Here is a 12,415-nt window from a genome sequence, read left to right as displayed (position 1 = left end):
ACTTGGGGGCAGATAGATAGAATACAAAGTGCAAGCAAGCACTTTACCACCGCAGGCACCATATTATCCTGTGTGTGCTGGCGCGTCACGGCCAATTAACGGAAAAAGCGTAGGTTTACAAAAGCTTATTTTATAAGTTATGCCAAGGATGCGCCCTGCCACTGGTTTTAGGTGATAATTTCTATATACTTTGCACTCATTTTTTTACCCTGACTGCATCTATGAGGCGCAATAATTATGGAACAAGTGATTGAATTTGCTACAAATCACTACATTTTAGCGGGTTTATTCGTCGCTTTGTTAGTAGCTTTACTTTACTCCACAGTGGCGAGTTCATTTTCTAAACTAAAAGAGCTAAGCACCCATGAAGCCACTCTTTTAATGAATAAAGATGATGCCATGGTGCTGGATATTCGCCCTGTCGCTGAATTTAAAAAGGGCCACATCTTAGGGGCGAAACAAATCAAACCTGAGCAGGTAACCAAAGGCGATTTTACCGGCCTTGAAAAACAAAAAGACAAACCCATTATTGTTGTGTGTGCAATGGGAATGACATGTAAACGTACCGCAAACCAAATGCTGAAGGAAGGTTTTGAGCAGGTATCCGTTCTTAAAGGTGGGATGAACGCCTGGCAAGGCGCGAGTCTTCCAATTAGCAAATAAACAAAAGGTATTTTTAACATGAGTAAAGTCGAAATTTACACCAAAGGACATTGTCCTTACTGTCACCGCGCTAAAGCCCTATTAGAGCAAAAAGGCGTGACGTACACCGAATTTAAAGTGGATGTTCAACCAGAACTTCGTCCGGAGATGATCACCAGAGCTAACGGTAGCTCAACAGTGCCGCAAATATTCATCGGAGCACAACACGTAGGTGGTTGCGACGATTTGTTCGCGCTAGAATCACAAAATAAATTAGATACATTACTTTCTGCATAAGCAGAAAATTTAAGGAAGCATAATGGCTGAAGAAAACCAAACAAACCCAGCTGACGCAGCACAAGCCGCTCAGGGACCTCAATTCGCAATTCAACGCATTTACACGAAGGACATTTCTTTTGAAACGCCTAATTCACCGGCGATTTTTCAAAAAGAATGGAAACCTGAAGTTCAATTAGATTTGGACACCCGTAGTGCGCTGATCGAAGAAAATGTCTACGAGATCGTTTTGGCTGTCACTGTAACGGCTATGTTAGGTGAAGAAACAGCCTTTTTGTGTGAAGTACAGCAAGCGGGTATATTTGCGATAGGCGAAATGCCTGAGCAAAATAAAGCGCACATGTTGGGCTCTTTCTGCCCGAACACGCTTTTCCCTTATGCCCGTGAAACGATTTCTAACTTAGTTAATCGTGGTACTTTCCCTCCACTTAACCTTGCGCCGGTAAACTTTGACGCTATTTTTGCAGCATACATGCAAAAACGTGCGGCCCAGCAGGCACAAGAACAAGCACCTACGCAGTTAGACGCGTAAGTACTCAGCTAATGAAACAGACAGTTTCAGTGTTAGGGGCGGGGTCGTATGGCACCGCCCTTGCTTTTTGTCTGGCCAGAAATGGCGTTGCCACCACATTGTGGGGGCGAGACCCAAAGCAAATGCAAGACATGGCTACAGCCAGATGCAATGAAAAATACCTTCCTGGTGCTATTTTTCCCGCTCTATTAGCGATTGAAGCTGACTTACTCAAAGCGGTTAGCCTTAATAATGACTTGCTTATCGTGACGCCAAGTCATGGTTTTTCGGCACTATTACGCCAAATTAAACCCATGCTCACTCCTGCACATAGAATCATTTGGGCTACAAAAGGCCTCGACCCAGAAAATGGTCGATTGTTGCAAGATGTGGCCCGAGAAATACTCGGTGATACTATTCCCCTTGCGGTTGTTTCAGGCCCTACCTTTGCCAAAGAAATGGTCGCAGGTTTACCCACTGCCATTTCTGTATCGTCTACCGATGAACAGCTGGCTACTGATTTTGCCAACATGCTGCATTGCTCTCGTTCGTTCCGCGTTTACAAAAACAATGATTTTTTGGGTGTACAACTCGGCGGTGCAGTGAAAAACGTGATTGCTATCGGTGCTGGATTAGCTGACGGATTAGGCTTTGGCTCCAATGCCAGAACCGCGCTGATTACCAGAGGTTTGGCAGAGTTGACCCGCTTAGGCATCACATTAGGCGCACAACCAGAAACCTTCATGGGTATGGCGGGTTTAGGCGACCTCGTATTGACCTGCACGGACAATCAATCCCGCAACCGACGCTTCGGGTTAGCCTTAGGGGCTGGCAAAAGCATAGACGATGCGATTGCAGAAATTGGCCAAGTGGTTGAAGGTTACCGCAACACCAAAGAGGTGCATCAGTTGGCTGCAAGGCATCAAGTTGAAATGCCAATTTGCGAGCAAATATACCAAGTGCTATACCAAGGTAAACCTGCGAAAGACGCTGCGCTTGCCTTGTTAGGCCGGCAGCAAACTTCCGAATAAGTTGTAAGTTTGAGTTGCATGCAGTTGGTTTAATCACGTAAAGCTAATGCACTGATTATAAAAACCAAAAAGCCGAGAGAAGCATATGCTTCCCTCGGCTTTTTAATTCAGCGCTATTTTCCATTTTCTATATTAGCTCACTTGCTCTGTAACAAACTCAGCTTGCTGCACTTCCTCTTGTTTGCCCGCAAGTGCGTCTTTATCACGTACATTCTTTTGTACCGTCACAGCGGCAAACAAACTCAGCACATATGCCATGGCGTAAAAACCTTTTTCACTTAATGCTAATTCTGCGTTGTATAAGCCGATTGCTAATAACGCGATAGCAAAACCAGATGATGCCCATGATAACGTTTGATACATACTTGAGGTTTTAATCCCCTCAGCTTTATCACGGATAGTTTTTTGCAGGGATACCATTGAGAACAAACCGTAGAGCATAATGATCAAGTAATAGCCTTTTTCGTTTAGCGCCATCAGTGCATTGAACAAGCCGATGCCGTATGCAACTGTGCCAATCAGTAATGCTGCTATTGACGCTAATGTGTATGATTTTGTCGGTGCTTGAATTGTCATGTGTTTGTCCTTCTTTGATTAGTTGTTTACCACCCTGCGTCTTGCTGGGGTGAAGCGAATATGCCTTTAAGCTCAGAATAAATAAACCCTGTTGATGCTTGTTGAGCATAGCTACACTAAAAGTCTATTATTGCGATACCTTAGTGCTTTTGTTTCATTGCTCTTAACTTCATTTGCCGGACAGTCTGCGCCCCGCTGTGATTTATATTGATGAATTCGCTGCACTGGTCACAAATTTCGAACCAAACAGGACTTCTACTACTTGTCCGTCCCTGCCTAAAATAACGCTCTGACTGGCCAAATCATATTTAGCTAAGTACTGAGCAATGGATCTAAAGGTGGTGGTGGCCACTTTGCCAGTATGATCTTTCGTGGTGACGTCATCTTGCAGCATTGCACCAAACATCAACTTAAAACGGCTGGTATGCACGCGCTGGGGCGTAAAATACGTTTGGGTATTGGCTTTTAATTGATCAATATCTGTCGTTTGATAAATCGCGGCATTAAGCATGTCCAGCGTGTGCTCGGTGCAGTTTTGCAATTGACTGTTCATGGGGTTAGCAATCACCGAGTAATTTTCATTATGCAGCTGCGCATTTTTACCTGTGGTAATGATGTCGATTAAACGCGTTTGCATATCAGGCGTGGGAATAATCACTCCCGCGTTTAGCTGATTAGCGCCCCAAAAAAAATCTACTGGGTAATCAGTGACCAACTGGCTTTTGTCTAACTCTCCGCTTTTTTGATACAGGTTATAAATCGCGTAGCCCTTGACCATTTCACCGTCATCTAGGGTGATATCTGAATATAAAGCCACCGCCGTATGGGTGAAGCGTATCCCTTTGGGTAGATCTTTTTGCGGGCGGCCCACTCTAGCGATAATAAATGCTCGTGCCCCTTGGCTGGCCGCGTACTTCTCCACATTTTTAGCAAAGTGAACGATCTGCTCAGGTTCATGCATTGCCACTTTATTCGCTTGGCTGCCCGCTGACGCCGTGAAAGAAAAAGTTAATGTAAGGACTAACGCTATAAGCGATTGTTTACAAGATATAGTCATTATTATTGACCTTGCGTGTTATTGTTTTGAATAATGATGACCTGGTTTGGCGCAGGGTCTACGGTGACAGTTGCGTCACTAATAACTAATGGCGCAACCTGCGTATTTTTATGAGCATGGCTGTGGCTGCTATGACTACTTTTGATGCTATCAGTGGCTTCGACAATAACGCTGCCGGTAACCAAACTTACACCACCAGCAACGATCAATGGCGCTGCCACAGCGACACTAGCGACACTGGCTGTGAATGCGACGCCTTCTGTTATCGCTAACGCAGAATGCTTGCCCGCTTGAGCGCTATGCTGCACTGAGCCCGCAGCATTGGCCTGCGTAGCGCCAATAACAGTGGTGCCAAGTATAAATGTCGCGGTAAGTAGCGTATTGATAAGTTTCATCGGTAATCCTTTTTCATTGTTATCAGTAGATATTATTTATCGCCTGATGGCGCTGCCAAGAGACGATACACAGATTAAGCGCCAGTATTACCTGTGTAAACAATGACCGTTTATGTATACTCAGTCGCAACCAAAAGTATATTAATACGCTACCTAAAGGGATTTATGAGTCAGATTAGTCAAATCAGCAACACCTTAAAGCAGTTGCTACGTCAGCATCAGATAACCTATAAGCACATTGCTGAAAAGCTCAACATGAGTGAAGCAAACGTAAAACGCATCTTCTCAACGAACAGCTTTGCATTGGATCGCTTAGAGCAAGTTTGTGAGATTTTGCAGATGAGCCTATCTGATTTATTCATCATCGCCCAAAAGCAAACCCAGCAACTGACTCAGCTCACCGAAGAACAAGAAAATGAATTACTGGCTGACACTAAATTGTTACTGGTTGCCGTGTGCGTGCGCGATGCCTGGACTTTTGATGAAATTGTTGGGCATTACGCTATCGACACTCATGAGTGTGTACAGTTATTAGCTAAGTTAGACCGCATTAAAATTATCGATTTACTGCCTAACAATCACTACAAATCCCTTATCGCACAAGATTTTAGATGGATACCCGGCGGGCCGTTAGAGCGGTTTATGGAGCGTGAGGTCATGGTGAAATTTATGGCGCCTAAGAAGGAGGAACCATGGACTTTTCGTTTTTACCTGCGTGGGCGCTACTCACAGACCTCAGTGGATATTATCCAGCGAAAACTCAATCAACTAACCAAAGAGGCTGCGGTACTAAACCAAGAAGATGCCAGTTTGCCATTGAGTAAACGCCAGCATTTTGGCTTACTGATGGCCATGCGCCCGTGGGAGCCATCACTATTCGAAAACCTGCGCCGAGAAAACCTACCTCGTGAAAACTCACTTAGTGAAAGCTAAGGTTCAAAGAAACCTAAGTTGCTCTCACACAACAAAAAATGAAAACACTAGCAGTATTGGTCATTCAGCTATAGCTACTAGCGATTCACCTCAATTTGCTAACTTTATTGTTCGTCGCGCAAGAACACGAGCTTATTGCCTGCGCTTTGCTCTTCGCTAAAGCGATAACCTGCTGTGTCAAAATCCTTAAGCTTGGCAACGTCACTTACCTTATTTTGGATGATATAACGCGCCATCAGGCCCCGGGCTTTTTTAGCATAGAAGCTAATAATTTTATATTGACCATTCTTGAAATCTTTAAATACCGGCTCAATAATTTCGCCGTTTAATGCTTTTGGTTTAACCGCAGTGAAATACTCAGTTGAGGCCAAATTGACCAACACATTGTCGCCCTGCTCTGCCAATGCTTGATTAAGCTTTTCAGTAATGATGTTCCCCCAAAATTGATACAAGTTAGTGCCACGCTCAGTATCTAGCTTAGTGCCCATCTCTAAGCGGTAAGCTTGCATCAAGTCTAGTGGCTTCAATAAACCATACAACCCTGACAATATACGCATATGTTTTTGTGCATATGAAAAATCTTGCTCACTAAAACTGGTGGCATCTAGACCACCGTATACATCACCGTTGAAGGCTAAAACCGCTTGCTTAGCATTCTCATCGGTAAAAGGAGTGTGCCAGGCTGCGAAGCGGTCGGCATTTAAGCCGGCGAGTTTATCGCTTATTTTCATCAACGAGCCAATTTGCGCTGGGCTTAATTTACGGCTGCGATCAATGAGCTGCTGACTGTGTTCTAGCAACTCAGGCTGGGTCGACGAAGGTGCATTGTTTAGCTTTTCAAAATCGAGATTTTTAGCTGGTGATACAACAAGTAGCATGTAAATTCCTTACTCTTAATCAGATAGCTTATGATACCAACAGCGACGCTAGGTACAAACGATTAAAATAGATGAGTTTGATTGTAAAATTCTATTATTGAATGAGACGGTTACTTCGGTGCTATGAAAATGCTTGGGCACGGCACCCAACAAGAAGAACGAGCGATTGGCCGCTACCCAACAAGAAGAACGAGCGATTGGCCGCTACCCAGGTTAATGCAGTTGCAAGGTTTGTAACGCACTGACTAAAAATCGATATTCTTGCTCATTGCGCGCGCACACTATGATTTTTCTAAGGTTGTCGTAGATAATCGATGCTTCACTGACTCGCCTTACGGCCAGCTCACATAACTGCGCTAGGGTCGCGTCATCGATTTCACCCTCAGCGCCTAATACATTGAACGCCACACTTCTAATGTCTGAAGCATCAGCAAACTCAAGTACGTGGCGATACGCTGATGCAATAAGCGATGCTCTTTCTTGAGAAATGGCTGAACCCCAATTGGCTTTCAGCGACAACATATTATCGGCAACCCACGGCGCATCAGCCGGTCGAGTAATCTTGACGATTTCTCCTTGTCCTAGCTCATCTTGCTCATGATTATATTGGCAAAGAAAATCCTCCTGTGAATATTGGCAGTGCACTAGGGCATCCACGGGAAGTTGGTTTATGTCTTCTTGTAATAGAGTTATTTTTGCTGACATTATCGGTGTTTTACTCGCGTATGCAGGCCAAGGGTTATATTCTATGCTACCTGTTTGTTTTCACCTGATCTTAGTTATTCTGCCCATACTGTCATAAAGATTTAATTCGCTGGCAGTATTGATAGTGGCGCGATCACGCCCCACTATTAACTTAGGAAATTTGAGAACATATACATTTGTTGATTAAAATGTTGTAATTTTACAACATAATGAATTCGAGGTTAGCATGTCCAATCAATTACAAGCACTACGCGATATCACCACTGTTGTTGCCGATACTGGCGACATAGAAGCGATCAAAAAGTATCAACCTGTTGATGCGACAACCAACCCTTCATTGTTGCTTAAAGCGGCTGAGATGGAGCAATATCGCTCACATCTTGAAAATGCGGTTGCTTGGGCAAAAGAACAATCTGATGACGCTGACCAGCAAATCATTGATGCTGGTGACAAGCTAGCAGTGACCATAGGCACTGATATTGTGAATATCGTTCCTGGCCGTATTTCTACAGAAGTAGATGCCCGTTTATCGTTTGACACTCAAGCCAGCATCGAAAAAGCGCACAAGCTTATCGCTTTATATAAAGAAGCAGGCATAGATAAAAGCCGCATCTTGATAAAATTAGCATCAACATGGGAAGGTATCAAAGCCGCGGAACACCTTGAAAAAGAAGGCATCAATTGTAACCTAACTTTGTTGTTTAGTTTCGCTCAAGCCCAAGCCTGTGCTGAAGCCGGTGCTTACCTAATTTCACCTTTCGTTGGCCGTATTCTTGATTGGTACAAAGCCAAAACCGGTAAAACAGAATATGCAGCCAGTGAAGATCCTGGTGTGCAATCAGTGACTCAGATCTACAATTACTATAAAGAGCACGGCTACAAGACTGTCGTAATGGGCGCAAGCTTCCGTAACATCGGTGAAATCACCGAACTTGCTGGCTGTGACCGCCTAACCATTAGTCCTGGGTTGTTGGAAGAGTTATCCAACAGCGATGCCCCTCTTGAAGTGAAGCTGAAAGACACTGGTGCAACAACGGCGCCTGGTACACCACTTGATGAAGCAGCATTCCGCTGGGAAATGAACCAAGATGCCATGGCAACCGAGAAATTGTCTGAAGGTATTCGTAACTTTGCGGCAGACCAAGTGAAACTTGAAACGCTACTTAAAAGCTACGTGTAATAAAAGCAACATCAAAAGAGCGTCTTTTTAGGCGCTTTTTTTTACCTTATAAAATCAAATTAACACCCAAAGGAGTCCTGCATGACTGCGCTGACTGACACCCCTACTTGGCAGACGCTTGCCTCATTAGCTGAAGATGTTAAACAGCAACACATGCGCGACTGGTTCGCCAGCGATACCTCTCGTGCCAGTAAATATCAACAAACAGCTTGCGGGATTGAGTTAGATTTTTCTAAAAACCTGATCACTGATGATGTACTAAAAGCCCTATTCGCTTTGGCCGATGAAAGCCAAGTCTCGCAGAAACGCGACGCGATGTTCAAAGGCGATATCATTAACCACACTGAAAAGCGCGCTGTTTTACATACGGCATTGCGTAACTTCTCAGGTGAGCCGGTTTATGTTGATGGTCAAGATGTCATGCCTGAAGTACTTGCTTGCCAAGACAAAATCAAAAATTTTGTTGCCAGCATTCACAGCGGCGAGCGCAAAGGTTACACAGGCAAAGCCCTAAAACAGATCGTAAGCATAGGAATTGGCGGTTCGTTCTTAGGCCCTAAAATTATGTCTGAAGCCCTCAAACCTTATTGGTTTGATGGAGTTAAAGTGCATTTTGTGGCTAACGTAGATGGTTGCCATATTCAAGATGTGCTCGCGAGCCTAGATCACGAAGAAACCTTGGTCGTGATGTCATCTAAGTCTTTCACCACCCAAGAAACCTTGCAAAATACCCTAACGGCTAAAGACTGGTTCTTAAACGCTGGCGGCACCCAGCAAGATATCGCCAAACATTTTATCGCCGTGTCTTCTAATATAAAAGCAGCCACTGACTTTGGTATGGCTGAAGACAATATATTCCCTATGTGGGACTGGGTTGGCGGGCGCTATTCTCTTTGGTCAGCTATCGGCTTACCGATTGCCCTAACCCTAGGGTATGACAATTACCGCCAATTGCTTGAAGGTGCCTTTGAAATGGATGAACATTTCAAAACCGCCCCTGCAGAGCAAAACTTACCCATGCTGACCGCGCTGTTAGGCGTGTGGTATATCAATTTCTTTGGTGCCCAAAGTCATGTGCTTTTACCTTATTACCACTATTTACGTGGTTTCCCTGCGTACGTGCAGCAGTTAGATATGGAAAGTAACGGTAAGAATATCAGTGGTGACACTGCAGCGGTAGATTATGCCACAGGCCCAATTATTTGGGGCAGCGAAGGGACGAATGGCCAGCACTCATTCCACCAGCTTATTCACCAAGGGACCTTGTTGATCCCTGCGGATTTTATGTTGCCATTAAATGTGCCAAAACAAGACAACACCCATCACGCCATGCTGGCATCAAACTGCTTTGGTCAAACCCAAGCCTTGATGCAGGGCAAAACCTTTGATGAGTGTTATGCAGACCTTGAAGGAAAAGGCCTTGATGAGGCCGAGCAGGTTAAATTAGCGACCCATAAAACCATGCCAGGTAACAAACCAAGCAATACGTTGTTGTTTGAACAAATGGACCCGAAAACCTTGGGCTCTCTTGTGGCCATGTACGAGCACAAGGTATTTGTGCAAGGGGCAATATGGGGGGTTAACTCCTTTGACCAATGGGGAGTTGAGTTAGGCAAAGAACTGGGCAACCAAGTGTTAGATAAAATTGTTAACACTGATGCAGCCCTCAGTTTTGATAGCTCAACGAACGCCTTGATTGCACGCTTTAGGCAAGCCAATAGCTAATGCGTATTTGCAAGTAGCACTAAAAAAGAGACCCTAGGGTCTCTTTTTTTTGCTGGTTTTTTACTACTCATGTTACTTAAGTCGACCCGCTATCGAGAATAAAGCGCGTATTGGCAAATTTATTTAGTAACCTATGCATGCCATAAACAGCCAAAAGCGTTAAAGCGACTGACACGGTAACAGAGGTAAAACGATAAAGGGCATTGTATACAAGGTCTTGTTGAGGCGATAGATACTGGCCGAACAGTATCCCCATGGTCGTCATCGCCCCAAAGCCAGCACCCGAGCCGCCGCCTTCTAGCATATGATAGCGAGCGAACAGCATCACACTGATCCACAGGGCGATACTCACAAACCATAAGATCCCACTGTTATCCAGCAAAATAAACTGCCAAGCCAAACCGATATTACAGCCCACCAATGTACCTATGGCGCGATTGACCGCTGCGCGACCTGCCCCATGCCAATTTAGCGGGAACAGAATCAACACAGATGACACCTGAGCCGAGAGCGAACCTTGTAAATCGAGCACCTGAAACACGATGAAGGATAACGTCGCCACGGTAGTGGCTAAAATCACCTCATGTCGGCGGTTGCTGTCAGGTTTGTTTATCACTGGGGGCTTTGGCCTGGCCTCTATATCAGGGATCAGTAAATGCATGAACATGGCGACGAATACAGTGAGCACTGTGGCCGCCACATTCGACATCACCAAATCACTCACTGATGCGCTGCTGTAACTGGCAAAATGTAGCTGCATTGATAAACCCACCATTCCCACAGCGCCGAACAAAAAATTAGCCCCGTTAGACATGCACCGAAACATAAAGGCGAAGATCATCACAACCGCAATCGTCATGGGAATAGGTTGATCGCCAAACATCCCTTGCACCACGAATACAAAGGTAGTGACCAGAGCCGCATTAGCCAGAAACTGGCGAATAATGTGACTGTTTAAAATCGGTACTAAACCCAGTAGCAGCATGGGATACACCGTAAAAAAAGTACCGTAATTCCAGCCCATTATTTTGCTGACGGTAAAGCCAAGTGTCGCGCCAAAGGCCACTCGCAAACACTGGCGCACTTCGTTGGCTGTCAACGCCCGGTGCGCTGGCCTACTGACGCTCCCTTTGCGAATAAACGGTAATCTTAGCAACGATTTTGACATCAGCTCAACCTAGTATATGTAGTGAATGATGCTGATCACGTGAGCTTGCACTGATCCCAACCAACTGGCTAAGCCACCCACGGGATGCAGCTGCACAGTCGCCCGCGCTCCAGAGGGCAATGACTTAAGCAGATCAGGCGCTTCAAGTAACGTAATATGCGTGCGCATATACTGGGCGTCACGTACCCAACGATCTGAGTTTTCAGGGTTAGCCAATGAACCATCAGCACTTATCTGACCGTCTTTTACCCCAGCATCAATAGCTGACACTTGACCGTCAAAAACATGCCCAGGGTGAGCATCAAATACAATGGATGCGAGATCGCCAATTTGCACATGACTTAACGATTTTTCTCGAAAATCAGCAACAATGTCACCTTTTTCGACCACGACCGCCGCAACACTTGAGCCAGCTTGAGCGTAATTCCCAGGTTGCAACTGTAGGTTTGTCACCCGCCCTGTTACTTGTGAGCGCACATCGGCGTAATTCAGCTGCAGTTCAGCATTTTGCCGCGTATTTTCGGCTTGGCGGAGCAGCAAGTTGTCATTGCCATCTTTACCGCGTTGAGCGCGATACTTAACGACGTCAGCCTGGGCAGCCTCAACTTGAGCCAGAGCCGCACGATAGTTGGCCTTAGTTTGATCGTATAACTGACGTGAAACCGTATTGGACTTAATTAAACTTTCCACACGCTCCACTTCCAGTTTTAGCTCGTCGACGTCAGCCTTTGATGCTAAAGCCTGCGCTTCGGCTGCCGCAATAGACGCATCAAGTTGTAAGTTAGTTTGGCTGGCACTTTCCACTGCCAATTTAGCCTTATCTACCGCAATTTCGTAGGGGCGCTTATCTAAACTAAATAGCACCTGTCCCGCTTTGACTTGCTGATTATTTTCAACCAATACACTGCTAACCTGGCCGCTAACCTTGGACGAAATATTCACCACAGGGTGCAACACCCTAGACTGAGTGCTAACGGGCATCCATAAATCTGCCGCTAAAAAATATGCAAACGATAAAGCAAACACAGCGAGGGCAATATGTACCCAGCGCTTAAACATTTGATCAGGTGCCATGGTTAGTTTCCTCCCTCTGTTGGCTTATCCAGCAAAGCACAGGCGTTACTTTCAATTTTTTTCAATACGTTAAACATTCCATCAAGCTCTTCATCTGTGATCCCTTCGGTTAGCTCACTGCGCACTTTCCCCACGAACCCTTCTAACGTTTGCAGTTGCTCATTGCCTGCTTCAGTAAACCACAGGCATTTGCAGCGCTTATCACTAGGGTGCGCGCGTCGCTCAACCAAATTAAGTTCCACT

15 protein-coding genes are annotated in these 12,415 nt (G+C 45.3%); 7 read left to right on the top strand and 8 right to left on the bottom strand.

Annotated features, from left to right (window positions below; translation table 11 throughout):
• The first annotated feature begins 237 nt into the window (after positions 1 to 237).
• Genes GMES_RS06410 through gpsA form a run of 4 tightly spaced genes read left to right on the top strand, consistent with a single transcriptional unit; the run spans position 238 to position 2,481 of the window.
• Positions 238 to 663 (top strand): rhodanese-like domain-containing protein, encoded by a 426-nt coding sequence (locus GMES_RS06410; protein WP_006991801.1) that lies wholly within the window; start codon positions 238 to 240, stop codon positions 661 to 663.
• Between the two features lie 18 nt (positions 664 to 681).
• Complete coding sequence (gene grxC, locus GMES_RS06405) at positions 682 to 939, top strand: glutaredoxin 3 (protein ID WP_006991800.1); 258 nt, start codon at positions 682 to 684, stop codon at positions 937 to 939.
• A 22-nt stretch (positions 940 to 961) separates the two neighbouring features.
• Positions 962 to 1,471, top strand: a complete 510-nt coding sequence (gene secB, locus GMES_RS06400) for a protein-export chaperone SecB (RefSeq protein ID WP_006991799.1) — start codon at positions 962 to 964, stop codon at positions 1,469 to 1,471.
• An 11-nt stretch (positions 1,472 to 1,482) separates the two neighbouring features.
• Positions 1,483 to 2,481, top strand: coding sequence for an NAD(P)H-dependent glycerol-3-phosphate dehydrogenase (gene gpsA, locus GMES_RS06395; protein ID WP_006991798.1), 999 nt, complete (start codon positions 1,483 to 1,485; stop codon positions 2,479 to 2,481).
• A gap of 132 nt (positions 2,482 to 2,613) precedes the next feature.
• Here gpsA and yiaA read toward each other — a convergent pair whose 3' ends face one another.
• The 3 genes from yiaA to GMES_RS06380 form a co-directional block, all read right to left on the bottom strand.
• Complete coding sequence (gene yiaA / locus GMES_RS06390) at positions 2,614 to 3,057, bottom strand: inner membrane protein YiaA (RefSeq protein WP_006991797.1); 444 nt, start codon at positions 3,055 to 3,057, stop codon at positions 2,614 to 2,616.
• A 202-nt stretch (positions 3,058 to 3,259) separates the two neighbouring features.
• Entirely contained in the window at positions 3,260 to 4,114 is an 855-nt protein-coding gene (locus GMES_RS06385) for a DUF2145 domain-containing protein (RefSeq protein WP_006991796.1), read from the bottom strand.
• Positions 4,115 to 4,116: 2 nt separating this feature from the next.
• Entirely contained in the window at positions 4,117 to 4,509 is a 393-nt protein-coding gene (locus GMES_RS06380; RefSeq protein ID WP_006991795.1) for a hypothetical protein, read from the bottom strand.
• Positions 4,510 to 4,674: 165 nt separating this feature from the next.
• Between GMES_RS06380 and GMES_RS06375 the strand changes: the two genes are divergently transcribed.
• On the top strand, positions 4,675 to 5,442 hold the full coding sequence (locus tag GMES_RS06375) for a helix-turn-helix domain-containing protein (RefSeq protein WP_006991793.1): 768 nt from the start codon (positions 4,675 to 4,677) through the stop codon (positions 5,440 to 5,442).
• A 104-nt stretch (positions 5,443 to 5,546) separates the two neighbouring features.
• Here GMES_RS06375 and yaaA read toward each other — a convergent pair whose 3' ends face one another.
• Both yaaA and GMES_RS06365 read right to left on the bottom strand, forming a co-directional pair.
• Complete coding sequence (gene yaaA, locus GMES_RS06370; protein WP_006991792.1) at positions 5,547 to 6,320, bottom strand: peroxide stress protein YaaA; 774 nt, start codon at positions 6,318 to 6,320, stop codon at positions 5,547 to 5,549.
• A gap of 213 nt (positions 6,321 to 6,533) precedes the next feature.
• Entirely contained in the window at positions 6,534 to 7,025 is a 492-nt protein-coding gene (locus GMES_RS06365) for a macro domain-containing protein (protein WP_039986792.1), read from the bottom strand.
• A 226-nt stretch (positions 7,026 to 7,251) separates the two neighbouring features.
• Here GMES_RS06365 and tal point away from each other — a divergent pair, with 226 nt between their 5' ends.
• Together tal and pgi are read left to right on the top strand one after the other, a co-directional pair.
• Positions 7,252 to 8,205: a transaldolase gene (gene tal, locus GMES_RS06360; protein WP_006991788.1), complete on the top strand. Its 954-nt coding sequence runs from the start codon at positions 7,252 to 7,254 to the stop codon at positions 8,203 to 8,205.
• A gap of 81 nt (positions 8,206 to 8,286) precedes the next feature.
• Complete coding sequence (pgi, locus tag GMES_RS06355; protein ID WP_006991787.1) at positions 8,287 to 9,930, top strand: glucose-6-phosphate isomerase; 1,644 nt, start codon at positions 8,287 to 8,289, stop codon at positions 9,928 to 9,930.
• A gap of 76 nt (positions 9,931 to 10,006) precedes the next feature.
• Here the strand turns inward: pgi and GMES_RS06350 are convergent, their stop codons facing one another.
• The 3 genes from GMES_RS06350 to GMES_RS06340 all read right to left on the bottom strand — a co-directional run.
• On the bottom strand, positions 10,007 to 11,098 hold the full coding sequence (locus tag GMES_RS06350) for a DUF2955 domain-containing protein (protein ID WP_083879587.1): 1,092 nt from the start codon (positions 11,096 to 11,098) through the stop codon (positions 10,007 to 10,009).
• Between the two features lie 9 nt (positions 11,099 to 11,107).
• On the bottom strand, positions 11,108 to 12,172 hold the full coding sequence (locus GMES_RS06345) for an HlyD family secretion protein (RefSeq protein WP_006991785.1): 1,065 nt from the start codon (positions 12,170 to 12,172) through the stop codon (positions 11,108 to 11,110).
• Positions 12,173 to 12,174: 2 nt separating this feature from the next.
• Positions 12,175 to 12,415, bottom strand: a 241-nt coding sequence (locus GMES_RS06340) for a MarR family winged helix-turn-helix transcriptional regulator (protein WP_039986789.1), incomplete at its 5' end; no start/stop codon positions are given.

Origin of the sequence: Paraglaciecola mesophila KMM 241, from assembly GCF_000315015.1 — a bacterium.
Taxonomy (GTDB): Bacteria; Pseudomonadota; Gammaproteobacteria; order Enterobacterales; family Alteromonadaceae; genus Paraglaciecola; species Paraglaciecola mesophila.
This window is presented reverse-complemented; position numbering and strand designations above follow the sequence as displayed.